At 67.1% G+C, this 24,636-nt stretch carries 20 protein-coding genes and 1 riboswitch; of the genes, 9 read left to right on the top strand and 11 right to left on the bottom strand.

All coding sequences use genetic code 11. The features are described 5' to 3' along the window. Positions 1 to 40: 40 nt before the first annotated feature. Positions 41 to 862 carry a TrmH family RNA methyltransferase gene (locus tag J3R73_RS30550; RefSeq protein WP_307436457.1) on the bottom strand — a complete coding sequence of 274 codons (822 nt, stop codon included), beginning with the start codon at positions 860 to 862 and terminating at the stop codon, positions 41 to 43. A gap of 16 nt (positions 863 to 878) precedes the next feature. Next, complete coding sequence (locus J3R73_RS30545) at positions 879 to 1,913, bottom strand: histone deacetylase family protein (protein ID WP_307436454.1); 1,035 nt, start codon at positions 1,911 to 1,913, stop codon at positions 879 to 881. A gap of 64 nt (positions 1,914 to 1,977) precedes the next feature. Between J3R73_RS30545 and J3R73_RS30540 the strand changes: the two genes are divergently transcribed. Continuing rightward, positions 1,978 to 2,835 carry a methyltransferase domain-containing protein gene (locus J3R73_RS30540; RefSeq protein ID WP_307436451.1) on the top strand — a complete coding sequence of 286 codons (858 nt, stop codon included), beginning with the start codon at positions 1,978 to 1,980 and terminating at the stop codon, positions 2,833 to 2,835. 106 nt (positions 2,836 to 2,941) lie between these two features. Here J3R73_RS30540 and J3R73_RS30535 read toward each other — a convergent pair whose 3' ends face one another. The 5 genes from J3R73_RS30535 to J3R73_RS30515 form a co-directional block, all read right to left on the bottom strand. Next, positions 2,942 to 3,391 carry a hypothetical protein gene (locus J3R73_RS30535; RefSeq protein ID WP_307436448.1) on the bottom strand — a complete coding sequence of 150 codons (450 nt, stop codon included), beginning with the start codon at positions 3,389 to 3,391 and terminating at the stop codon, positions 2,942 to 2,944. Then, positions 3,363 to 3,818 (bottom strand): Panacea domain-containing protein, encoded by a 456-nt coding sequence (locus J3R73_RS30530; RefSeq protein WP_307436446.1) that lies wholly within the window; start codon positions 3,816 to 3,818, stop codon positions 3,363 to 3,365. The genes J3R73_RS30535 and J3R73_RS30530 overlap by 29 nt, the downstream gene beginning before the upstream one ends. A gap of 378 nt (positions 3,819 to 4,196) precedes the next feature. Further along, positions 4,197 to 4,607, bottom strand: a complete 411-nt coding sequence (gene mutT, locus J3R73_RS30525; RefSeq protein WP_307436443.1) for an 8-oxo-dGTP diphosphatase MutT — start codon at positions 4,605 to 4,607, stop codon at positions 4,197 to 4,199. Further along, positions 4,604 to 5,842, bottom strand: coding sequence for a bifunctional glutamate N-acetyltransferase/amino-acid acetyltransferase ArgJ (argJ, locus tag J3R73_RS30520; protein ID WP_307436440.1), 1,239 nt, complete (start codon positions 5,840 to 5,842; stop codon positions 4,604 to 4,606). Before argJ ends, mutT begins: the two co-directional genes overlap by 4 nt. 117 nt (positions 5,843 to 5,959) lie before the next feature. Beyond that, positions 5,960 to 6,904 carry a peptidylprolyl isomerase gene (locus J3R73_RS30515; RefSeq protein WP_307436438.1) on the bottom strand — a complete coding sequence of 315 codons (945 nt, stop codon included), beginning with the start codon at positions 6,902 to 6,904 and terminating at the stop codon, positions 5,960 to 5,962. Positions 6,905 to 7,466: 562 nt separating this feature from the next. Between J3R73_RS30515 and secA the strand changes: the two genes are divergently transcribed. Further along, positions 7,467 to 10,283 carry a preprotein translocase subunit SecA gene (gene secA / locus J3R73_RS30510; RefSeq protein ID WP_307436435.1) on the top strand — a complete coding sequence of 939 codons (2,817 nt, stop codon included), beginning with the start codon at positions 7,467 to 7,469 and terminating at the stop codon, positions 10,281 to 10,283. A gap of 412 nt (positions 10,284 to 10,695) precedes the next feature. Here the strand turns inward: secA and J3R73_RS30505 are convergent, their stop codons facing one another. The 4 genes from J3R73_RS30505 to J3R73_RS30490 all read right to left on the bottom strand — a co-directional run bounded on the left by J3R73_RS30505 (position 10,696) and on the right by J3R73_RS30490 (position 15,721). Next, entirely contained in the window at positions 10,696 to 11,427 is a 732-nt protein-coding gene (locus J3R73_RS30505; RefSeq protein WP_307436432.1) for a TfuA-like protein, read from the bottom strand. After that, on the bottom strand, positions 11,424 to 12,662 hold the full coding sequence (locus tag J3R73_RS30500; protein WP_307436431.1) for a YcaO-like family protein: 1,239 nt from the start codon (positions 12,660 to 12,662) through the stop codon (positions 11,424 to 11,426). The genes J3R73_RS30505 and J3R73_RS30500 overlap by 4 nt, the downstream gene beginning before the upstream one ends. Before the next feature lie 1,073 nt (positions 12,663 to 13,735). After that, positions 13,736 to 15,052, bottom strand: a complete 1,317-nt coding sequence (locus tag J3R73_RS30495; RefSeq protein WP_307436430.1) for a UDP-glucose dehydrogenase family protein — start codon at positions 15,050 to 15,052, stop codon at positions 13,736 to 13,738. A 114-nt stretch (positions 15,053 to 15,166) separates the two neighbouring features. Beyond that, the gene (locus tag J3R73_RS30490) at positions 15,167 to 15,721 is read right to left on the bottom strand and encodes a histidine phosphatase family protein (RefSeq protein ID WP_307436427.1); all 555 of its coding nucleotides are present in this window, start codon (positions 15,719 to 15,721) and stop codon (positions 15,167 to 15,169) included. A gap of 86 nt (positions 15,722 to 15,807) precedes the next feature. Then, positions 15,808 to 15,881: riboswitch (cobalamin riboswitch) on the top strand. Positions 15,882 to 15,931: 50 nt separating this feature from the next. Between J3R73_RS30490 and J3R73_RS30485 the strand changes: the two genes are divergently transcribed. The 7 genes from J3R73_RS30485 to J3R73_RS30455 all read left to right on the top strand — a co-directional run bounded on the left by J3R73_RS30485 (position 15,932) and on the right by J3R73_RS30455 (position 24,607). Then, positions 15,932 to 16,150 (top strand): CbtB domain-containing protein, encoded by a 219-nt coding sequence (locus tag J3R73_RS30485; protein WP_307436423.1) that lies wholly within the window; start codon positions 15,932 to 15,934, stop codon positions 16,148 to 16,150. 18 nt (positions 16,151 to 16,168) lie between these two features. Further along, positions 16,169 to 16,942 (top strand): CbtA family protein, encoded by a 774-nt coding sequence (locus tag J3R73_RS30480; RefSeq protein WP_307436419.1) that lies wholly within the window; start codon positions 16,169 to 16,171, stop codon positions 16,940 to 16,942. A 364-nt stretch (positions 16,943 to 17,306) separates the two neighbouring features. Beyond that, entirely contained in the window at positions 17,307 to 17,840 is a 534-nt protein-coding gene (locus J3R73_RS30475) for a J domain-containing protein (RefSeq protein WP_307436416.1), read from the top strand. A gap of 62 nt (positions 17,841 to 17,902) precedes the next feature. Continuing rightward, entirely contained in the window at positions 17,903 to 18,895 is a 993-nt protein-coding gene (gene cobS / locus J3R73_RS30470) for a cobaltochelatase subunit CobS (RefSeq protein WP_307436412.1), read from the top strand. Positions 18,896 to 18,898: 3 nt separating this feature from the next. After that, positions 18,899 to 20,785, top strand: coding sequence for a cobaltochelatase subunit CobT (cobT, locus tag J3R73_RS30465; RefSeq protein WP_307436409.1), 1,887 nt, complete (start codon positions 18,899 to 18,901; stop codon positions 20,783 to 20,785). Further along, positions 20,782 to 22,005: a rhomboid family protein gene (locus J3R73_RS30460; protein WP_307436403.1), complete on the top strand. Its 1,224-nt coding sequence runs from the start codon at positions 20,782 to 20,784 to the stop codon at positions 22,003 to 22,005. Before cobT ends, J3R73_RS30460 begins: the two co-directional genes overlap by 4 nt. Positions 22,006 to 22,066: 61 nt before the next feature. Further along, complete coding sequence (locus tag J3R73_RS30455; protein ID WP_307436400.1) at positions 22,067 to 24,607, top strand: ABC transporter permease; 2,541 nt, start codon at positions 22,067 to 22,069, stop codon at positions 24,605 to 24,607. Positions 24,608 to 24,636 lie beyond the last annotated feature (29 nt).

Here is a 24,636-nt window from a genome sequence, read left to right as displayed (position 1 = left end):
GTCCCCGGCCCGCCTGTTCGCCGCCGATCGGCTCTCCCGCCTATCGCGCCAGGTGGTGCAGCACGATGCCGCTCGTCGTCGCCACGTTGAGCGAATCGAAGCCGCCTTTCATCGCGATGCGGACGGTCCTCAGCCGGTCCAGGATCGCCCTGGGCAGTCCCGGCCCTTCCGCACCGAACAGCACGGCCTGCCGCCCCCTCGGGGCGACGTCGCCCAGCGGCTCGCGCCCGGAGGGCGATGTCGCCAGCACCTCGAAGCCCTCGGCGAGCAGCAGGTCGCACAGCGCGGCGATGTCGCCTTCCTGGACGAAGGGCGTGACCAAGGCGGCGCCGGCCGACACCCGGATCGCCTTGCGGTAGAGCGGATCGCAGGAGGCGGCGTCGACCAGCACGCCGTCGGCGCCGAAGGCGGCGGCGTTGCGGAAGATGCCGCCGATATTGTCGTGGTTGGCGATCGCCGAGAGGACGACGACCAGGGCATCGGCCGGCATCGAAGCGAGGAAGCCGGCGGCCGACACCGGCGCACCGCGCCGCCCGATCGCCAGGATGCCGCGATGCATGGGGAAGCCGGCGATGCGGTCGAGCACGGCCCGGGCGGCGATATGGACCGGCACGGCGGCCGGCACCGAGGCGAGGAGATCGGCCAGCGGCTCGACGCGGTTCTCGGCGATCAGGATCGACTCGATCGCAAAGCGCCCGAGCGAGAGCGCGGTGCGCAGCACGACCTCGCCTTCGATCACGAAGCGGCCGCCGCGCCCCTTCAGGTCGCGCTCGCGGATGTCGAGATAGGGCTCGACGCGCTGGTCGGCAGGGTCCTCGATCACGAGGAGGCGCGAGAGGTCCGCGCTGGGTTCCAGGCTCATTGGTTCGGTCCCGAGCCTAACCGGCAATTTCGATGAAGCCCTGCAGCGTGTTGGCGACATTGACGCCGATCGCCTCCACCGCATAACCGCCTTCCATCACGAACAGCGTCGGCAAAGCGAGCCTGGCGATGCGGGCGCCGATGGCCAGATAGTTCCGGCTGTCGAGGCGGAAGCGGGAAATCGGATCGCCCTTGTAGGTGTCGACCCCGAGCGAGACCACCAGCGCCTCCGGCCGCCAGGCCTCGATCCTGCGGCAGGCATCGTCGAGCGCGGAGGACCAGGTCTCGAAGCCGGTGCCCCAGGGCAGCGGGAAATTGGCGTTGCAGCCCTCGCCGGCCCCCGTTCCTGTTTCGTCCTCATAGCCGAGGAAATAGGGATATTCGTGGGACGGGTGGCTGTGGATGTTGCACACCACGACATCGGCGCGGGCATAGAAGATCGATTGCGTGCCGTTGCCGTGATGATAGTCGATGTCGAGGATGGCGACCCTCCCGGCCCCCTGGTCGCGCAGGGCCTGCGCCGCCACACTCGCATTGTTGATGTAGCAATAGCCGCCCATGGTGCCGGCATGGGCGTGATGGCCGGGCGGCCGGCACAGTGCGAAGGCGCTCTTCTCGCCCTCGCCGAGGAGGTCGACGCCGGTCAGCGCCACGTCGGCGGAGGAGCGGATGGCGTCCCAGCTTCCCGCCACCAGGCAGCAGCCGGCATCGAAGGAGAAATGGCCGAGCTTGCCGTCGATCGTCTGCGGCTCCTTGCGGCGCATGCCCGGCGCCCGCCAGAAGCTCGGAAGGGCCGGATTGGAGCGGCCTTCGGCGAGCCACAGGTCCCAGGCGCTGCTCAGGAAGCCGACATAGTCGGCGTCGTGGACGCGCAGCACCGGAAACAGGCCATGGTCGCGCGGCGGAATGATCGCCCCGAAATCGCGGGCTTCGACGGCGGAGCGGATCATCTCGGCGCGGGAAGGCTTCTCGAAAGCCGGGACGATCTGCCCGTCATAGAGCTCGACATGGCCGGAATGGCCGTGATGGCGCGGCGAAAAGATGGTTTTCATGGACGGGTCTGAAAAACGGCGGGGATGGTAGGCGTAACCCCCGAAACTATCCTAAATAAGGCGCATGACAACGCCTCTCCTCTTCGACGCCGGCGCGCTGGCGCTGCATCGCCGCCGCGCCGCCTGCGCACCCGCCGACTTCCTGCTGCGCCACGTCGCCGCCGACATGGCGGACCGCCTCGCGGCCGTGCTCCGCCCCTTCGGGGAGGCGGCCGAGATCGGCGCGCTTTCGCCGGTCCTCGCCGACGCGATCGCGCCCGGCTTCCCCGGCACCTACCGGCCGCTCGGCGACCTCGCGGACGAAGTGCTGCCGCTCGCGCCCGGCAGCATCGACCTCGCGCTCTCGGCGCTGTCGCTGCAATTCGTCAACGACCTGCCGGGCATGCTGAGCCAGATCCGCCGCGCCCTGAAGCCCGACGGCCTGCTGCTCGCGGCCCTGGCCGGCGGCGCGACCCTGACGGAACTGCGGGAGGCGTTCGGGCAGGCCGAGCTCGACGTCGAGGGCGGCGTCTCTCCGCGCGTCGCCCCCTTCGCCGACGTGCGCGACATGGGGGGCCTGCTGCAGCGGGCGGGCTTCGCCCTGCCGGTGGCCGACAGCGACGTCCTGACGGTGCGCTACGACGACGCCTTCGCGCTGATGGCCGACCTCAGGGCGATGGGGGCCACCAACGCCATGGCGCAGCGGCGCAAGACCTTCACCCGCCGCGCCACCCTGCTGCGCATGGCCGAGATCTATCGCGAGCGCTTCTCCGATCCCGACGGGCGCATCCGCGCCACCTTCGAGATCGTGTGGATTTCGGGCTGGGCGCCGCATGACAGCCAGCAGAAGCCGCTGAAGCCCGGCTCGGCCAAGGCAAGGCTGGCCGATGCGCTGGGGACGAAGGAGCGTCCAGTATTGGGTAACAACCACAGCGAGGAGTAGAAGCTGAAGGCGGAACTCGGCGCCACTTGCGCTCAACCGCAGGTTGCAATTTTCGATATTAAAATGAAGGACATAGCTCACGTCTATCTTGATATATCGGTATACTCTAACTACCCTCATCTTCATGCGGCGATCTGAGCATCGCCTTAGACTTCGACGTGTAGAATAATCCTCTTACGACGATGCCGACTAAACCTATTGCCGAGACCGCGGTGCTCCCGGATAGGATCGACAGCACTTGGTCTCCTAGCTTAAATCCACTGTCAATTTCTCCACTTTTGACAAGAAGACTTAACACGGCAACACAATAGACGCACAAAAACCAAAAAACCTTGTTAGCGTATGGCGTCAACAACTCAGTCCTCACGTCATCAAAGGTTTTTCTTCCCTTTATTTTTTCTAATTCTGATTTAAGCGAGGCATTTTCTTCGGACAATTCACCAATAAAACGCAAATAGAAGCCACTTTGTGCCGGATCAAAATCTTGATCCCCCGGTTCCACCGGAGCGACATCTATGATTCTTGGATCAAATTTCCTGGGCTTGTCCTGCGACACTTTTTTCCGCTATTTTTAAATAGTGTTCTTCTATATCGCTATCTCGAAGCTCACTATTTTTGCCACGACTATAAGCCTTGAACCATGGCGTTCCCGGTTGATGCGTCAGTTCTGACAACTTTATCCCATCCAGCGTCCCGTACCTGCGCCAGACATGAGAAATTACATCTCGCTCCTGCTGTGTCAAATCCGCCTTATAGGCAGGAGCATCTTTATCGGACCCATGAGCAAAAAAACGAAATACATCGATATCTGCAGGAGTAATAAGCCTACCGATCGGATCTTTGCCGAAATATTTCGTATGCTCATAGAGATTTGGATAAACAGGACCGAAAGTCCACGCCTGAGCTGTATCAGAAATCAGCTTTTCGCCATTAATAACCGTATTCCAACCATTCGCGATGTAAGCCAGCTTCTGAAGCTGCATCTGCGTCAGCCGGGATGCAGCGCCGGGAATGGATAAAAAAGCATTTGCTATCTCAACAGCTCGATGACCTATCATGGCGCATAAAAAGGGAAGCGAGCATCGTCAAAATCTCTCAACCGTTTGACGAGCATATCCCATTCCCCCACTTAAATCGAAAACACTGCACATAGAATGGCGATTCGGCCACCAAAAGTCCAGAAATAACTTGACTTTTTTGTTAGACATGACCGTCGCGAATCGATCGACATCTCTCTCCCGATGCTGCTTTCTGCTCACATGCAGAAGCCGTGTACCGATGCTGACCTTCAATGGGATGGATGCGCCGGACACAGCGTTCATTCGGCCAACCTCAGCGAGTAGGACTCCCCTCTCCTCTCGTCACCGCGCCGGCAGGAGGTCAATCAGTGCCGGGATCAGCGGCTCGTCGGCGGGCGGCATCGGATAGTCCCGCAGCTTGGTGGGCGCCACCCATTTGAGCGCCTGCCCTTCGCAGCCGCGGGGCGTGCCCTTCCAGCGCCGGCATACCCACAGCGGCATCAGCAGCACGAAATCCGCATAGGCGTGGCTGGCGAAGGTGAGGGGCGCCAGGCAGGCCTCCTCCACCTCGATGCCGAGTTCCTCGCGCAATTCGCGGATCAGTGATTCCTCGGGGCGCTCGCCGGCCTCGATCTTGCCGCCCGGAAACTCCCAGAGGCCGGCCATCGCCTTGCCTTCCGGGCGCTGGGAGATCAGCACGCGCGAATCGGCGTCGACGAGCGCGCAGGCTGCGACCAGGAGCAGGCGCGTCACGACCGGTAATCGCCGTTGATGGCGATATATTCCTTGGTCAGGTCGCAGCTGTAGACCCGGTCGGATGCCTCGCCGAGGCCGATGTCGACGGCGATGGTGATCTCCTGCCCGCGCATATAGGCCGACACCTTCTCCTCGTCGTAGGAAGGGTCGCGCTCGCCGTCGGCCGCCACGCGGATGCCGCCGAAATAGATGGCGAGCCGGTCGCGATCGGCTTCCTCGCCGGCCTTGCCGACCGCCATCACCACGCGGCCCCAATTGGCATCCTCGCCGGCGACCGCCGTCTTGACCAGCGGGGAATTGGCGATCGACAAGGCGATGCGCCGCGCCGCCTGCTTGCTGGTGGCGCCGCGCACCTCGACCGTGATGAACTTGCGGGCGCCCTCGCCGTCGCGGGCGACCTGCTGGGCGAGGTCGAGCAGCACGCCGTCGAGCGCCGCGGCGAAGGCCTGCAGCCGCGGATCCGCCGCGTCGGTCGCCGGGGCGCCGCCGGCCTTGCCGGTGGCGAACAGCAGCAGCGTGTCGGAGGTCGAGGTGTCGGAATCGACCGTCACCGCATTGAAGCTGTCGATGACGCCCTTCGACAGCAGGCCCTGCAGCACCGGCGCCGCGATCGGCGCGTCGGTGAAGATGAAGGAGAGCATGGTCGCCATGTCCGGCGCGATCATGCCGGCGCCCTTGGCGATGCCGTTGATCGTCACCGGCACGCCGCCGAAATCGACGCGGGCGGTGGCGCCCTTGGGGAAGGTGTCGGTGGTCATGATGGCGCGGCCCGCCGCCTCGAAGGCGCCCGGCGTCGCACGGCCGGCGGTCTCGACCAGCACGCCCTGGAATTTGGTGGCGTCGAGCGGTTCGCCGATCACACCGGTCGAGGCGAGATAGACCTGGCTCGGCCGGCATCCGGCGGCCTCGGCCGCCAGCTGCGCGGTGAGCGCCACGGCCTCGCTGCCCTTTCGGCCGGTGAAGGCGTTGGCATTGCCCGAATTGACGACCAGCGCCCGCGCCGTGCCGTCCTTCAGCGCCTCGCGGCACCAGTCGACCGGGGCGGAGGGACATTTGGAGCGGGTGAAGACACCGGCGGCCTGCGTGCCCTCGTCCATCAGGACGAACAGCACGTCGGTGCGGCCGCGATAGCGGATGCCGGCCTCCGCGGTCGCGAGCCGGATGCCGGGAACCGGCGGCAGGTCGGGAAAACGCGCGGGGGCGAGCGGAGACAGGGGCGCAGCCTTGGCCATGGTCGTTTCACTCGAGGAAGGGATGCTACGACGAAGGCAGCCCTGCGCGGTGGGACCGCGCCGGGCCGCCCGGTTGCCCGGGCTGCGGGCGATGTGCCGCGGCCCGGGAGAGGCTCGCTATTGTGCCGGGGCAGGTGCCGGCGCCGGCGCGGGCGCCGCGTCGGGCTGGGAGCCGTCGGGCGGCGGCAGCGGCACGCCCGAATCCATGGCGGGGCCGGTGGAGGCGGGGGTCGGCTGGTCGATCTTGGCGCCGGCGCGCAGCTTGGTGAGCAGGTCCTGCTGGGCCTGCTGCGCCAGGTAGCTGGCGATCTGCGGCTTGACCTGGTCGAGCGTCGGCGGCGCCTTCTCGCGGCGATCCTCCAGCTTGATGACATGCCAGCCGAACTGCGACTTCACCGGCTCCGAAATCTCGCCCGGCTTGAGCGCGAAGGCGGCATCGGCGAACTCCTTCACCATGCGGTCGCGGGTGAACCAGCCGAGATCGCCGCCGTCGGTCGCGCCGGGATCCTTCGACATCTCCTTGGCCACCTTGGCGAAGTCCTCTCCCGCCTTCACGCGGGCATAGGCCTTCTTGGCGTCGGCCTCGTTGTCGAGGAGGATGTGGCGGGCGTGCACCTCTTCCTGGGGCGGCACCTTCTTGACCGCTTCGTCATAGGTCTTCTTGACCGCCTCGTCGGTGACCGCATCCTTGGCCGCCTTGCTCATCAGCGCTTCCATCAGGATGCGCTGGCGGTAATAGGCGAGCTTCTTCTCGATCTCGGCGGGATCGCCGACCTTCTCCTTCTCGGCCTCGGCGGCGGCCAGGCGCAGGTTGATCGCGAAATTCGTGATGTAGTCCTGCTTCTGGGCCTCGGTGGCCTGCGGCGGCAAGGTGGCGGCAAGGTCTTCACCGACGATCGTCAGGTCCTCCTGGGTGATCGGCTGGCCGTTGACCGTCGCGACGGGCTTGGCATCCGCTGGCTTGGCCGCATCCGCGGCATGGAGCGGCGCTGCAGCGAGGGCGAACAGGGCGACACCGGCGAGCAGTGACGCGGCAGGACGCACGCGGCGAAGTGAGATCATGAAACTCGTTTCCCTGACAGATGATGCGGGTGAAATCCGGTGCGAACGGGCGTCCGGCCGGACGCCTGTTCCGGCAGCAAGCCCGCATGTGTTCCTGATCCCGGGACGAGCGCCTCAGCAGCGCTGATAGGCCAGGAAAAATGCAAAATCAATGTCGCCCTTTTCGCGCGTGAGCAAACCGCTTCGGACAGCCTGTCTACGCGCGCCGATCGTCAAAACTGTGACAGGTCCGTTTCGCGCCCGGTGCGGCGCAAGCATGCCGGAAGCCGGCTTTTTCGTCGCCTGCGGGCGGGAACCGCGATCGGATCGCCGCTGTTCGATTGACACCCCGTAGCCCAATACTTAAGTGAGTTCGGATGGCGAGCCGTCGAACCGCGGCGCCACCCCTGGGGACTGCCGGTTCGAGCATTTCAGGAGCGGTTCGCTCTCCTTCATCGCTGGTTGCCTCCCTGGAGGGGGTATCAGGAGGATGCATCGTCATCCTCGTGCCACATCGCACTGCGATCGGGAGCGGGCTGTATCACAAGGCGCCGTTTCAGGTGCAAAAATTTGAAGGCCTTCTATGTTCGGCTCGCTCGCCAAGAAACTGTTCGGTTCCGCCAATGACCGTCGGCTGAAAGCCTATCATCCCAAGGTTGCCGCCATTGCCGCGCTCGAGCCGGAGGTGGCGGCCCTCTCGGACGAGGCGCTGCGCGCGCGCACGGCCCAGTTCAAGGCCGAGCTCGCCGCCGGCAAGACCATCAACGACCTGCTGGTGCCGGCTTTCGCCACCGTGCGCGAGGCGGCCAAGCGCGTGCTGGGACAGCGCCATTTCGATACCCAGCTGATCGGCGGCATGGTGCTCCATGAGGGCGCCATCGCCGAGATGAAAACGGGCGAAGGCAAGACGCTGGTGGCGACCGCCCCGGTCTATCTCAACGCCCTCGCCGGCAAGGGCGTGCATGTGGTGACGGTGAACGACTATCTCGCCAGCCGCGACGCCGAATGGATGGGCCGGGTCTACAGGTTCCTCGGCCTCACCACCGGCACCATCGTGCACGGCCTCGACGACGAGGAGCGCCGCGCCGCCTATGCCTGCGACATCACCTACGGCACCAACAACGAATACGGCTTCGACTATCTGCGCGACAACATGAAATACGACATGGGGTCGATGGTGCAGCGCGGCCACGCCTTCGCCATCGTCGACGAGGTCGATTCCATCCTGGTCGACGAAGCGCGCACCCCGCTCATCATTTCGGGCCCGCTGGAAGATCGTCCCGAGCTCTACATGACGATCGACGCCCTGATGCCGAACCTGGAGGCGGACGATTTCGAGCTCGACGAAAAGCAGCGCACCGTCAACCTGACGGAGAAGGGCAATGAGCGCATCGAGCAGATGCTCGGCACGGCGGGCCTGCTGCGCGAAGGCTCGATGTATGACGCGGGCAACGTCACCATCGTCCACCACGTCAACCAGGCGCTGCGCGCCCACAAGCTGTTCTCGCGCGACAAGGACTACATCGTCCGCAACGACGAAGTGGTGATCATCGACGAGTTCACCGGCCGCATGATGCCGGGGCGGCGCTATTCGGAAGGGCTGCACCAGGCGCTCGAGGCCAAGGAGCGCGTCCAGATCCAGCCCGAGAACCAGACGCTCGCCTCCATCACCTTCCAGAACTACTTCCGCCTCTACGAGAAGCTCGCCGGCATGACCGGCACGGCGGCCACCGAGGCCGACGAGTTCATGGACATCTACAACCTCGAAGTCATCGAGATCCCGACCAACCGGCCGGTGCAGCGCATCGACGACGACGACGAGGTCTATCGTTCCGTCGACGAGAAGTACAAGGCGATCGTCCGCCTGATCGAGGAATGCCGCAAGCGCGGCCAGCCGCTCCTCGTCGGCACGACCTCGATCGAGAAATCCGAGATCCTGGCGCAATATCTGGTGCGGCAGGGCTACAAGCAGCGCGATTTCTCCGACCCCAACGCCTTCGCCTCGCTCTATGACGGCGACCAGGGCACGCCCGACGAGAAGGTGTTCGCCGTCCTCAACGCGCGCTACCACGAGCAGGAAGCCTTCATCGTCAGCCAGGCCGGCGTGCCCGGCGCGATCACCATCGCCACCAACATGGCGGGCCGCGGCACCGACATCCAGCTCGGCGGCAATGCCGACATGCGCATCAAGGTCGAGCTTGGCGACATGCCGGCCGGCCCGGAGCGCGAGGCGGCCGAGGCCGGGATCAAGGCGCAGGTCGCCAAGCTGAAGGAGAAGGCGCTGGCCGCGGGCGGGCTCTACATCATCGGCACCGAACGCCATGAGAGCCGTCGCATCGACAACCAGTTGCGCGGCCGCTCCGGCCGCCAGGGCGACCCGGGCCATTCGCGCTTCTTCCTGTCGCTGCAGGACGACCTCATGCGCATCTTCGGCTCCGACCGCATGGACGGCATGCTGCAGAAGCTCGGCCTCAAGGAGGACGAGGCCATCGTCCATCCCTGGATCAACCGGGCGCTCGAAAAGGCACAGCAGAAGGTCGAGGCGCGCAATTTCGACATCCGCAAGAACATCCTCAAATATGACAATGTGCTCAACGACCAGCGCAAGGAGATCTTCGAGCACCGCCGCGAACTGATGGCGCAGGAATCGGTCGCCGATTCGATCGCCGATTTCCGCCACCTCGTCATCGACGAGCTCGTCCGGGCCCATGTTCCGGAGAATGCCTATCCCGAGCAGTGGGATACCGCCGGGCTGCATGCGGCGATCAACGACATCCTCAATCTGGACCTGCCGGTCGAGGACTGGGCCAAGGAAGAGGGCATCGCCGACGAGGAACTGACGACACGCATCATCGAGGCCGCCGACGGCAATGCCGAGGCGCGTGCCGCCTCCTTCGGCGAGGAGGTGACGCGCCAGATCGAGAAGGCGGTCCTGCTCCAGACCCTGGACAATCTCTGGCGCGAGCACATCGTCACGCTCGACCACCTGCGCCAGGTGATCGGACTGCGCAGCATGGCCCAGCGCGACCCGCTGATCGAATATAAGAGCGAAGGCTACCAGCTGTTCGGCGAGTTGATGCGGCGCTGGCGCGAGGACGTCACCCGCACGATGTTCCGCCTGCAGGTCATGCAGCAGCCGCCCGAGCAGCCGCCGCTCCCCTTCATGACCGCGCATCATTTCGATCCGACCACCGGCGAGGACGAGTTCGCCGCGGCCGGCAGTGGCTTCGGCCAGGAGGCCCCGGCGCTCGCCATCAGCGATGCCGCGGCGATGCCGGTGGTGGCACCGGAGGACCGCGACCCGAACGATCCGGCAACCTGGGGACGGGTCGGGCGCAACGAACCCTGCCCCTGCGGCTCGGGCAAGAAATACAAGCATTGCCACGGCCAGATCGCCTGAGCGCCAACCGGTCTGGCGGGCGCTCGCCCTCGGGAAAATCGATCTGACGGCATTCCCGTCGCGCCCGTCGCCCCGTCCCGGGCGTCATCTCGGCCCCGGCATGCGGCCCCTTCCGGGGATCGCCAGGGGCGGCGGAGCCCCGTCCCGGCACGATCCGGGATCGGCGATCCACATTCCACGCCGCATCGCGTCCGGGAGGACGTGCGGCCTCCGGATGCGATTGCCCGGCACCGGTTCACGACAGCAGTGAATTTCGCGTTTTTTCGAGGTCCTGCGTTCGCTTTCGCAGCGAAGCCGCGGCATCCCGTCCGGCTCGCGAAAACCAGCGAAAAAAGGCCTGCCGACCGCGTCGCCTGGCCTCGCGACGGCGTCTCCGCGCAAACGCGCCGCCTCTCGCTTCCTGTTTGGAAATCTAACCGGTGGAACCGGTTTCCAGCTGGTGGCGCAGCTGGGAGAAGAAGCGGGATTCAACGAAAGTGAAGTCCGGCTCGCTCCTCACGCGGGAGCCGGCGTCTTCCCGCATGCGCCCGAGCATCAGCAGGGCGTCCTCGCATTTCTGGCTCCGGGCGTGCAGATTCACCGCCTCCTGCGCCGCCACGGCATCGCTGTCGGCCAGGACGGCCTCGAAGATGATGTCCGGCCAGGTGCGCTCCTCGAAATGGATGCGCTGGGCGGCGCGCAGCAGCGCCCGGCATGCACCGGGGGAGAGGACCGAGTTGGCCCCGATCGCCTCCACGGTCGCCTCGACATCGACCATCGCGACGGTGAGGGGGGCATAGCCGCGCTCGCGGGGCGCATAGGCGACGCTCACATCGGCATCGGCGACACGCCGGCCGCTGACATAATCCGAGAAGATCCGTCCCACGCCGATCATGCCGAACGCCGTGCATTCGGCGCCGCGCAGCGCACCGATGCCGGCGGCGCCATAGACGGGAATTCCCTCGGAAATCGCGTGGAGGATTTCCTTGTGCCAGACCGAGGGGGCATGGCCGAAGACCCCGTCGATGAGGCCGATCGCGGGCGCCCCGGCCGCCACCGCGGCCAGCACATCGCCACAACCGGCGGGCGGCAGCATGTCGAAATCGTCCAGGAAGCCCTCATCGATGCCGTAGAGGCTCGGCCCGGCGAACACCGTCATCCTCATGATGTCGGCTCATAGATTGCCGTCGAGGTCGCCGGCACGGCGAGGCCGTCGAGCCGATGTCCATCGGCTCTGGAAAGATCGCTCCTGGTGAGGCTCCTCAGGCCCGGGACCAGCGCCCGGACGACACGCACCGAGGATACCGGGGACGGCAGGTCGAAGAAGAAGATGTCGTGATAGCCATCGGCCTTGAAGGCCGCCACCACCCGCTCCAGACGCCCGGCACTCGAGCTGTCACCGGCCGGATAGCGCTTGGAAAAGACGGCAAGCGGCGTTGCATCGGCCGCGGGAGGTGCAATGATGCCTCCTCCGACCCCATAGGACGGGCGCGTGACCGCTTCGGACGCGCTGGCGTTGCGGGTCGCCCGCATCTGCACCGCCTCGAGCAGGGCGGCGAGCGCTGCCTCGCCGGCGTCGAGACGACAGGCATAGCCCCCCGACAGATATTCCCCACCCGCCTGCAGGCGCAGAAGCGGGCGCGTGATCACCGCGCTGATCACCGGCACCCCGATGCAGCTGGTAATGTCGAAGAAGCGCACTTCCAGCCCGGCGGCGTAGATCGCCTGCACCGCGAGGTCGAGGCCCTGATGCACACCGGGATGATATTGCAGGGGGCGGGCCAGATCGTCGCGGCGCCCGAGCATGGCGGCGGAAACCGCATCGTGCTCGATCACTTCAAGCAGCGCGTTCAGGCCGGCGAATTGGAAATCGGGGCCTGAGGCGAGGCCCATCGAGTCGACGCGGAAAGTATCGTAGTCCCACGGGAACTCGACACGCATGTCGAGGCCGATGAGTTCATACGGACAGAAGACGTCCTCTCCGGTGCCGTGGTTCACGCCGCGGACCCAGGCCCGCTGCTTGCGTCCGTCGAAGGCCGCGAAATTGCAGCGCGCCAGCCGCCGCAGCGGCACCAGCTTTCGTCCGCGTGACGCCATCTCCGCGGGCGTGCCGAATTCCGCCACCAGAGGCCGCGTCTGCTCGGCCACCGCACCTTCGACCGCCGCCATCACCGCGGAGACCCGCGCCTGCATGGGGGTGAGGCCCGCACCATGGCTGACGGAAAGCGACCGGGCATTGGGACGGACGGCGAACCACACGGGAATTCCGATCGTGTCGAGGCTCGTCAGGTCGCCGGCGCGGGTGATGCCGAAGGGTTCGAGGGGCGGGGAGAAGGGCGCGGATTCACCAATCGCATCCTGTGCGAAGAAACCATGCTGCAGCGGCCGGTAGTAAGTCATGGTCTGTCAATCATTCGGCATTGTTCTGGATGGATTCTGGAAGAACGACGCTGCACAGCCCCTTTTTTCCTCGCTCCTCCCTCCGTTTGGTGGCTCCCTGCCGAGCCCTCTGGGAAAGCGACCGACACCAACCGGCCCCATCCGCCCTGCCCAGGGCGACGACGGCTGGACCGGCATCGATCGGTTTTACGCCTGCATGGATGACGCGTTCGGCGTCCACAATTCCGGGGCAATTGCGGACTCTAGTACCATTATCACCTTTGCGTCGGGATATCCGTGGCGGAAGAGCAACAGCGCCGGAAAAATCGTATCGCAGGAACGCGAGATAACGCCGGCGCCCAAAAGGCCCCGCCGGTCCGCGGGACGGAAGAGCCGGTGCTAAGACGGAACCGCGTAGCGCCCCTGCGAGGGGCAAGGAAGGACCATCGCCGTCCCGCCCGCGTCGAGCCAGTTGCCGTGTGGTGTTGCGCCCCGAAGCCATTCAGCATGTCCTTGGTCCCCGAGCGGGAACTGTCCAGCAAAAACAAAAGCATCCCGGCGAGACGAATGGGCGTTCCCATTGCACCTCGCTTCCCAGATACGCGGGTGAAACACGAATCACACTTTGCCAACAACGTCTGCGCTGCAATTTCGCCGCATTCGGCGATAAGTCAAGCGTGCAATATTGCGGAGCACGCCGGCAGCGTGGCGCAACAGCGGATGTCATAATTTTGATACGGGCAATCGCCGGTCCCTGCCGTCGAGATTCAAGTCATCAGTCGGGTTAAATCCGATGCGAAAGAACGGCAATACTGTCGAACGGCCTGGATAAAGTATTTCTATATCGAAAATCGGCACATCGACTTATATCGTCGAACGCCTATACGTCTCTATTCCGTACGTCCGTGGGCGCCGCGAGCGCGGCCAAGGCCGCCACCCGCCGCGGCGCGCCAGCGGCGCGCATGGGACGGGATGGCCGCGATGCGGAGCTGCCGCGGCACGAGGACGCTCGACGCGGCGCTCCGACCGGGGTCCTTCCCGGATCGGCGCCGCGCCGTCTCGCCGAAGGGCATCTCTGCGCTCCGGCGCCTGCGTCAGGGCGTGGTCCCCGCGCGGCCGATGCTCTCATAGCGGAAGCCGTGGCGGGCCATGTCGTCGAGCCGGTAGATGTTCCTGAGGTCGACGATCACCGGCTGCTTCAGCAGCGATTTGACGCGCTCGAGATCGAGGGCACGGAACTCGTCCCACTCGGTCACGATCACCGCGATGTCGGCGCCGTCGAGGCAATCATAGGCGCTGGCACGGTAATCGACATCCGTCAGCACCTTGCGCGCCTCTTCCATGCCCTGCGGGTCGTAGGCCCGCACCCGGGCGCCCTTGTCGAGCAGCGAGAACACGATGGGGATCGACGGGCTTTCGCGCATGTCGTCGGTGTTCGGCTTGAAGGTGAGGCCGAGCATCGCCACCGTCTTGCCGGCGATGTTGCCGTCGAGCGCGGCGATGACCTTGCGCGCCATCGACGTCTTGCGCGCATCGTTGACGCCGACCACCGCTTCGATGATGCGCAGCGGCGTGCCGTGCTCCTGGCCGGTCCGCAGCAGCGCCAGCGTGTCCTTGGGGAAGCACGAGCCGCCATAGCCCGGCCCCGCATGCAGGAATTTCGAGCCGATGCGGTTGTCGAGGCCGATGCCGCGGGCGACTTCCTGGACGTTGGCGCCGGCCTTCTCGCAGAGGTCCGCGATCTCGTTGATGAAGGTGATCTTGGTCGCCAGGAACGCATTGGCGGCGTATTTGATCATCTCGGACGTGCGGCGGTCGGTGAACAGCAGCGGTCCCTGGTTGAGATGCAGCGGCCGATAGACCTCGGCCATCACGGCCCGCGCCCGCTCCTCGCTCGTGCCGACGACGATGCGGTCGGGGCGCTTGAAATCCTCGATCGCCGCGCCTTCGCGCAGGAATTCCGGGTTGGACACCACGCTGATGTCCGCGTCGGGCCTGACCTCGAGGATGAGCCGCTCGACTTCGTCGCCGGTGCCGACCGGCACGGTCGACTTGGTGACCACCACGGTGAAGCCCTCGGCTGCGGCGGCGATCTCGCGCACCGCCCCGTAGACATAGGACAGGTCGGCATGGCCGTCGCCCCGCCGCGAGGGCGTGCCCACGGCGAGGAACACCACATTGGCCTCCCGCACCGCCGGCGCCAGCTCCGTCGTGAAGAACAGGCGCTCCTCCCGCACATTGCGGGAGACGAGCTGGTCGAGGCCGGGCTCGTAGATCGGCAACCGGCCGGCGAGCAGGCCCTCGATCTTCGCCGGGTCCTTGTCGACGCAGGTCACCACATGGCCGAAATCGGCCAGGCAGGCCCCCGTCACCAGGCCGACATAGCCGGTTCCGATCATCGCGATGCGCATGTATTGTTCCTCATTCAGTCGGTGCTGACTAGCGTAAAGGCCCTGAACAGCCAAGGCGGAAAACAGTCATCTTGCGGTCATCTGCCGGGCGAGGCCGAACGGATACGCCGCGGCTCATGCGCCGAGTCTCAAGGTCCAGCCGCGCGCCGAACGGCGCAGGTCCGCCATCTGCAAGGGACCCGCTTCGATCCGCCAGAAGGAGGCGGCGGGCGCGCCGATCGCATGCACGACCGCGGCCCTGACCACCGACGCATGGGTGACGGCGACCGACAGGCCGGCGAAGGCCTCACCGTCGAGCCAGGCGCCGACGCGGCGGACGAGCATGGCGACGGATTCGCCGCCATGGGGCCTCGCATCGGGATCGGTGGTCCAGGCCGCCAGGGCATCGGGCTCGGACGCCGCGACCTCTTCGAAGGCCAGACCCGCCCAGCGCCCGTAGTCGCAGTCCCGCAGATCCTCCAGCGGCGCGGCCGCCAGGCCCATCGCCTCGGCGGTGCGGCGCGCGCGCAGGGCCGGGCTGGCGACGGCGCGGCCCGCCCGTGCGAAGCGGCCGGCGAGCTGGCGAGCCCCGGCCAGCCCGCGCTCGTCGGGCGCCTCGTCGAGCGGAAAGCCCGCTGCCCTCAGGACAGGCGTCGCGGCGTGGCAGATCAGCGTGAGGCTGGGCGTCATGGCCGTGTTCTAGCCGCCCGCGTCCACAACCACAATGTTGACTTTCGCCCCGCCTGCAGCCTTTATGATCGGTGCAATGCCCAGGACGGGAAGCCGGTGCAAATCCGGCACGGTCGCGCCACTGTGACCGGGAACCGAGGTTCCCGGAAGCCAGACCCCGCCAGGGCCCAATCCACGCGAACGGGACGCGCCATCCCGAGGAGCTTTCAGATGTCCACCGCCACCTTCGTTCCGGCCGTCCAGCCGGTCGCCATTCCCGCCATCCCCGTCCGGGAGATCCTGCCCTGGGCGGTCTTCGGCGGCCTGCTGGCCATGTTCGCGATCTATTTCGTCGGCGCCGAACAGGGTGCGACCGCGATCTTCCAGGGCATGTACATCCACGAATTCGTGCATGATGCCCGCCACCTCCTCGGCTTTCCCTGCCACTGAGGCGAAGGACGACGCATCATGGTCAGATCCCTTTTGATCCGGGGGATGCTCGTCGGCATCCTCGCGGGGCTGCTGGCGTTCGGCTTCGCCAGGGTCTTCGGCGAACCGCAGGTCGACCTCGCCATCGCCTTCGAGGAAGGTCACTCGCATGCCGCGCAGGCGGCTCCGGCCGCCGGCGGCATGGCGATGCAGCACGCCGCGGGCGAACAGCCGGAGGAGGAACTCGTCAGCCGCGACGTGCAGGGCAGCTACGGCCTCCTCACCGGCGCGGTCCTCTACGGTGCCGCGCTCGGCGGCCTCTTCGCGCTGGCCTTCGCTTTCGCGCAGGGACGCCTCGGCCCGCTGAGCCCGCGCGCCACCGCGGGGCTGATCGCGCTGGGCGGCTTCACCGCGATCGTGCTCATGCCCCAGCTCAAATATCCGGCGAACCCGCCGGCGGTCGGCGATGCGCAGACCATCGGCCCGCGCACGGCGCTCTACTTCGCGATGATGGCGGTGTCGGTCCTCGCCCTCGTCGCCGCGGCGGGCACCGCCGGCCGGCTCACGCTCCGCTTCGGCCGCTGGAACGCCACGCTGCTGGCGGCGGCGGCCTATGTCGCGGCGGTCAGTCTCGCCATGCTCGTCCTGCCGGCCGTCGACGAGGTGCCGCCGGGCTTCTCGGCGGCCCTGCTGTGGAAATTCCGGCTGGCATCCCTCGGCATGCATGCGGTGCTGTGGGCGACGCTGGGCATCGCCTTCGGCATCGCGGCCGACCGCCTCATGATACCGCCACGGCGCGTTCTTGCCGCCTGAAGCCCGCAAAGGCCGTCGCTTTAATATCACACTCGGCGAATTTCGCGTTCTTCGACGCGCAATTCGATCCATTCGCACTTGCGAAACGGCCCGTGCAGTCGCACCTTAGGAGGCGTAGGGCGGCCATGTGTAGCCCTGCAGCCCTCCGTGGGCGTTTCCTCCCTAAGACTTGGGCCGCCACAGGGCGGCCTCTTTCTTTGTGGGCCGGCCAGCGGCATTCGGCCTCAATTGTTTCCCGATACCCCAGCTCGCGCTTGCTCATTCGGTATCGCCCCCGCATATTGTGCTGATCATGGATCTCGACTCGCCTCTTTTTGATCGTATCCGCGTGCGCCCAAAGGCCGAGGAGGTCCATTCGGCGTCCGTGCGTCTTTGCGAGCATCAGAATTGCCGCAACCCCGGTGAATTCCGTGCCCCGAAGGGCCGCAGCCGCGAAGGCCAGTTCTGGCATTTCTGCCTCGAACATGTCCGCGACTACAACAAGACCTACAATTATTTCGCCGGTCTGCCCGACGACGCCATCAGCGCCTACCAGCGCGATGCCGCGACCGGCCATCGGCCGACCTGGACCATGGGCGTCAACCGCCCGCCGCGCGCACGTGCCGCCGCAGGTCCCGATATCCGGGACGGCTTCGGGCTTTTCGAGGAGGATCTCGGCTTCGGGTCCGCGCGGGCCGCGCCGGAGCCGGAGAAGCGGCGTCTGAAGATCCTCGAGCGCAAGGCGATGGAGACGCTCGATCTGCCGGAAACGGCCGACGGCACGGAGATCAAGGCACGCTACAAGGCCTTGGTGAAACGCTTCCATCCGGACGCCAATGGCGGGGACCGATCCAGCGAAGATAAATTGCGCGAGATCATCCAGGCCTATAATACGCTTCGTAGCGCCGGGTTGTGCTGAACACAGGCAGCACCCGGTCCCGCTGATAGTCGGCTTCGCCGTTGCGGCGAAGCAAGGAAGGCATGATGACTGACGCAATTACACCGGCCGCCAATCTGCCGGATATCATGGTTTCGGCCAAGAAACTGTTCGGTTTCGACACGGATCTGGAGGTTCCCGCCTATTCGAGGACCGATGACCATGTGCCCGACCTCGATCCCGACTACCTCTTCGACAAGGCCACGACGCTGGCGATCCTGGCGGGGTTCGCGCATAACCGGCGCGTGATGGTCACGGGCTATCACGGTACCGGCAAGTCGACCCATATCGAACAGGTCGCCGCCCGCCTCAAATGGCCCTGCGTCCGCATCAACCTCGACAGCCATGTCTCGCGCATCGATCTCGTCGGCAAGGACGCGATCGTGCTCAAGGATGGCAAGCAGATCACGGAATTCCGCGACGGCATGCTGCCCTGGGCGCTGCAGAACAATATCGCCCTCGTGTTCGACGAATATGACGCCGGCCGTCCCGACGTGATGTTCGTGATCCAGCGCGTCCTCGAAGTGTCCGGCAAGCTGACCCTGCTCGACCAGAGGCGCGTCATCCGGCCGCACCCCGCCTTCCGCCTCTTCGCGACGGCGAACACCGTGGGCCTCGGCGACACGTCCGGCCTCTATCACGGCACCCAGCAGATCAACCAGGGTCAGATGGACCGCTGGTCGATCGTGACCACGCTGAACTACCTGCCGCACGACAAGGAAGTCGACATCGTCCTGTCCAAGGCCAAACACTACCAGCGCAGCCCCAACGGCCGCGACATCGTCAACAAGATGGTGCGCGTGGCCGACCTAACGCGCAACGCCTTCATGAACGGCGACCTGTCGACGGTGATGTCGCCGCGCACGGTGCTGACCTGGGCCGAAAACGCCGACATCTTCCACGACATCGGCTTCGCCTTCCGCGTCACCTTCCTCAACAAATGCGACGAGCTGGAGCGAAGCCTTGTGGCCGAGTTCTACCAGCGCGCCTTCGGTGCGGAACTCGCCGAGAGTTCGGTGAACGTAGCGCTGACCTGAACGATGCCGACCAACCGCAAGCCGGGCGAGAAAGCCAAGGAAATCCCCAACGACGCCTTCAAGCGGTCGGTGGCGGGCGCCCTGCGCGCGCTCGCGCGCACGCCCGAGCTCGAAGTGGTCTTCACCGCCGACAAGCCGGTGCTGACGCCCGACAAGGCGCGCCTGTCCGAACCGCCGAGGAAGCTCGACGCCCGCGCGGCCTCGATCGTGCGCGGCCAGGCCGACGCCATGGCGCTGCGGCTCGCCTGCCACGATGCCGCCATCCACCGCCGGCTTTCGCCGCAGAGCGAGCAAGCCCGCCTCGTCTATGACGCGGTGGAGCAGGCCCGCTGCGAGGCGATCGGATCGCGCCGCATGACGGGCGTCGCCAACAACCTGTCCGCCATGCTGGAGGACCGCTATGTCCGCGGCGGCAAATATGAGGACATCCGCACCCGCGAGGAGGCGCCGATCGAGGACGCGCTGGCCCTGCTGGTGCGCGAGCGGCTCACCGGCCTCGCCCCGCCCGCGCCCGCGCGCCGGCTCGTCGACCTCTGGCGGCCCTTCATCGACGAGAAGGCCGGCGGCGACCTCGCCCGGCTGGACGGCGTGATCGAGAACCAGCGCGCCTTCGCCCGCGCCATGAACGACCTGCTGGCCCATATCGGCCTCGCCGAGGCCAGCGACTCCGATTCGGAGGACTCGGACGACCGCGACAACGAGGCCGAGACCGAACAGGAAGGCGAGAACCAGGAGAACCAGGGCGAGGCCCAGGACGATTCGGAGTCGATGAAGCTCGAGGAGACCGAGGCCGACGACGAGGAATCCCGCGAGGGCGAGACGCAGGACGCCGAATCGCCGTCCTCCGACATGCCGGACGACACCGAGACCGGCGACGCCGACGAGGCGGCGCAGCCCTGGCGCCCGCCCGAGCACCGGGCCGAGGAGCGCCGCGGCCCGGACTACAAGGCCTTCACCACCCGCTTCGACGAGATCGTCGACGCCTCGGACCTCTGCGACCCCGAGGAGCTCGACCGCCTGCGCGCCTATCTCGACAAGCAGCTCGCCAGCCTGTCGGGCGTCGTCGCGCGCCTCGCCAACCGGCTGCAGCGCCGGCTGATGGCCCAGCAGAGCCGATCCTGGGATTTCGACCTGGAGGAAGGCGTGCTCGATCCGGCGCGGCTGTCGCGCGTCATCATCGATCCCACCTCGGCGCTCTCCTTCATGCACGAGCGCGACACCGACTTCCGCGATACGGTGGTGACGCTGCTGCTCGACAATTCCGGCTCGATGCGCGGGCGCCCGATCACCGTCGCGGCGACCTGCGCCGACATCCTCGCGCGCACGCTGGAGCGCTGCGGTGTCCGCGTCGAGATTCTCGGCTTCACCACCCGGGCCTGGAAGGGCGGGCAGTCACGCGAGAGCTGGCTGCAGGCGGGCAAGCCGGCATCGCCGGGCCGCCTCAACGACCTGCGCCACATCATCTACAAATCGGCCGACGCGCCCTGGCGGCGCGCCCGCAAGAATCTCGGCCTGATGATGCGCGAAGGCCTCCTCAAGGAGAACATCGACGGCGAGGCGCTCAACTGGGCGCATCAGCGGCTACTCGGCCGCACGGAGAGCCGGCGCATCCTCATGGTGATCTCGGACGGCGCGCCGGTCGACGATTCCACCCTGTCGGTCAACACGGGCAATTATCTGGAGCGGCATCTGCGCTGGGTCATCGAGGATATCGAGACGCGGTCGCCGGTGGAGCTGATTGCCATCGGCATCGGGCATGACGTGACGCGCTATTATCGCCGCGCCGTGACCATCGTGGACGCCGAGGAGCTCGGCGGCGCGATGACCGACAAGCTCGCCGAACTGTTCGAGGAAACCGCTCCGGCCCGCGCCCCAAGAGCGGTCGCATGAGCCGGACGACCAGGGCGGGCCCCGAAGGCCAGCCCGCCGGCCGTCCGAAGGCGCTGTGGCGCCGCGCCCTTCTCGGGCCGATGCCCCTGAGCCATCCGCTGATCGCCGCCTGCATCGCCTATTACGCCCTCGGCTGCGTGCTGAGCATCGCGATCAGCGACGGCTCTCCCCAGGCCGTGCTGACCTATCTGTGGTCGCCTTCGCAGTTCGTCCTGATCGACATGGGCATCGGCGGCAGCGCCTCCTTCGCCCAGGGCGAAGTCTGGACGCTGGTCACCGCGCTCTTCCTGCATGCCAATCTCCTCCATATCGGCGTCAACATGCTCTGCCTCTACATGATCATGCCGATGGTCGAGGCGAGCTTCGGGCGGCTGCGGGCCTTCATCCTCTACATCCTCGCCGGCATGCTGGGCGCCGCCGCCTCCGTCCTGTGGGGCGAGACCTATTCCCTCGGCGCGTCGGGGGCGATCTTCGGCCTGTTCGGGGGCATGCTCGCCTATGGCGCCCTCCGCGGCGACGCGATCGGACGCCGCATCATGATCGACAGCGCCAAATGGGCGGCGCTCAACTTCGCCTTCGGCCTTTTGGCGCCCGTCGCCGTCTCCAACGCCGCGCATTTCGGCGGCTTCATCGGCGGCGCCGCCGTCGCCCTCGCCATGATCTACCCGGTCGGCATCCTGCGCCGGCTCGAGCCGAGACGACTCGGCTTCGCCCTTGCGAGCATCGCCCTCGTCTGTCTCGCCGCCGGCAGCGGCACGGCCGTGTCCTCGACCTTCCAGGCCGTGTTCGACCCGGCGGCTTATTTCGCCCAGCGCAGCGATGAACTGATCGCGCATTACAGCGCCGTGCTGGCGCAGAATCCGGGCAACGGCGAGGCGCGCGCCATGCGCGGCATGGCCTTCGCCCAGAAGGACGACGACGAGGACGCCATCGCCGATTTCAACGCCGCCATCATCGCCGGGATGGACACGCCCGGCCTGCAGAACAACCTGGCCTGGTCCCTGTTCAAGGTCGGGCGGAACCGCGAAGCGCTCGGCCATGCCGAATCCGCCGTGAAGAGCGCGCCCGATACCGCCGCCTTCCTCGATACGCGCGCCCATATCTACGAAGCCCTCGGCGAACGCGCGAAGGCGGTCGCCGATTACGAGGCGGCGCTGCGGCAGGATCCCTCCATCCAGGAAAGCAAGGACGGCCTCGCCCGGCTCACCGGGAGCGATTAGTCCCTCGGGCCGCCGGACTCCGCCATCATTCGGCCTTCTCCATCCGGTCTTGCTGCAGAGCATGATCTCCGGCTCTCTTCTCCCGCTTCCGCTTCGCTATGCCTTGCGCGAATTGCGGGCCGGCATGCGCGGCTTCGGCATCTTCCTCGCCTGCCTCGCCCTCGGCGTCATGGCGATCGCCGGCATCGGCGCCATTTCCCATGCCCTGTCGGACGGGCTGCGCAGCCAGGGACGGGTGATCAATGGCGGCGACATCGAATTCTCGCTCGTCGGGCGGGAGGCAAGCCCGCAGGAGCGCGCCTTCCTCGCCGCACAGGGCCGGCTTTCGGTCGTCGCCAGCACCCGCGCCATGGCCCGCACGGCGGACGGGCGCACCGCCCTGGTGGAGATCAAGGCGGTCGACGATGCCTATCCGCTGCTCGGACAGGCCGTGCTCGGCGGCGGCGGGCCGCTCGCCGCGTCCATCGGCGGCGAAGGCACGGCGGCGCGGGCGGCGGCCGATGCGACCCTGTTCGCCCGCCTCGATCTCCAGCCCGGCGTCGTCGTCACCATCGGCGCGCTTGCGGTCACCCTCGCCGACCGGCTGACGGGGGAGCCTGACAGGCTCTCCGGCGGCATCGGGCTCGGCCCGCGCCTGATGCTGGCGCTGCCCTCGCTGCGCGCCAGCGGCCTGATCCAGCCGGGCTCCCTGATCGCCTGGCGCTACCGCCTGCTGCTGCCTGCCGAGGTCAGTCCGCACGATGTCGAGCAGCGGGCCGACGCCGCCTTCCCGCAGGCGGGCTGGGAGGTCAGGACACGCGACGACGCCTCCCCGGAGCTGCGCCGGGGCATCGACCGCTTCACCATGTTCATCACCCTGGTCGGGCTGACGGCCCTGCTGGTCGGCGGCGTGGGCGTCGCCAATGCCGTGCGGGCCTTCATCGAGCGCCAGCGCGACACCATCGCGACGCTGAAGACGCTGGGCGCCGGCAGCAGCCTCGTCATCGGCATCTATCTCACCCAGACCCTGCTGCTCGCCGCGCTCGGCATCGCCATCGGGCTCGCCGCCGGCGCGGCGCTGCCCTTCGTCCTCGCCTATGGCTTCGCCGCCTATCTCCCGCTGCCCATCACGCCGGTGCTCGATCCGGCCGGCCTGCTGCTGGCCGCCGCCTACGGCTTCCTCACCGCGCTCGCCTTCTCGCTGCTGCCGCTCGGGCGCGTGCGCCGCATCGGCGTGTCCGCCCTGTTCCGCGACGCCGTCGCGCCCTCGCGCCGGTGGCCCGAGCCGCTGTTCCTGGGGCTCATGCTCATTCCCGCGCTGGCGCTCGTCGGCCTCGCCGTGGCCTTCGCCGCCGACAGGCGCGTCGCGCTGGTCTATGTCGGCGCGGCGCTCGGGGCCTTCGTGCTCCTGCGCGCGGTGGCCCAGCTCCTGATGGCCGCAGCCCGGCGCCTGCCCCGTCCCCGCAGCACGGCCCTGCGGCTCGCCCTCGCCAATATCCACCGCCCGGGCGCCGCCACGCCCTCCGTGGTGCTGTCGCTCGGCCTCGGGCTCTGCCTCTTGGTGGCGCTCACCCTCGTCGACGGCAATATCCGCAACCAGCTCGCCGCCTCGATCCCGGCGCGGGCGCCGAGCTTCTTCTTCGTCGACATCCGCAGCGCCGACGAAGCCCGTTTCGAGGCCTTCCTCAGGCAGGCCGCGCCCGAGGCCACCAGCCAGAGCGTGCCGATGCTGCGCGGACGCATCGTCGCGGTGAAGGGCGTCCCGGCGGAGAAGCTGACGCCGCCTTCCGACATCGCCTGGGTCCTCAGCGGCGACCGCGGCGTCACCTTCTCCCCGACCGTGCCGGAGGGGTCGTCGGTGGTGGACGGCGCATGGTGGCCGGCGGATTATCGCGGCCCGCCCCTCGTTTCGCTGGAGCGGCGCATCGCGCAGGGCCTCGGCCTCGCCGTGGGCGATCCGATCACCGTCAACGTGCTCGGGCGCAACATCACCGCGAAGGTCGGCGCCCTGCGCACGCTCGAATGGCGCAATTTCGGCATCAATTTCGTCCTGGTCTATTCGCCCGCCACCTTCCTCGGCGCGCCGGTCAGCGACATCGCGACGCTGACCTGGCCACACGGGGCCAGCGACGCCGCCGAGCTCGATCTCCTGCGCAAGGTGGCCGACGCCTTTCCCGGCGTGACGACGGTACGGGTCAAGGATACGCTCGAGACCCTGGCGGCGCTCGCCGGCCAGCTCGCGGCGGCGATCCGCGCGGCGGCTTCGATCGCCCTCCTCGCCTCCGTTCTCGTGCTGGCCGGGGCGCTTGCCGCCGGCCAGAACAGCCGGCTCTACGACGCCGTCATCCTCAAGGTCCTGGGCGCGGTGCGCAGCCGCATCCTCCTGGCCTATGTCCTGGAATACGGCCTGCTCGGCCTGGCCGCCGCCGTGTTCGGGGTGATCGCCGGCACGGCCTGCGCCTGGCTGGTGGTGACCTCCCTGATGGATTTCACCTTCACCTTCCTGCCCGGCCCCGCCCTGCTGGCGGCGTTCGGCGCCATGGCGCTCACCATCCTGTTCGGCCTCGCCGGCACCTGGCGCATCCTCCGGCAAAAGCCCGCCGCCCATCTCAAGAGCCTGTAGGGCGCCGGCCGCTCCCCGCACGGCGGAAG

The sequence above is a fragment of the Labrys monachus genome (assembly GCF_030814655.1).
GTDB lineage: Bacteria > Pseudomonadota > Alphaproteobacteria > Rhizobiales > Labraceae > Labrys > Labrys monacha.
This window is presented reverse-complemented; position numbering and strand designations above follow the sequence as displayed.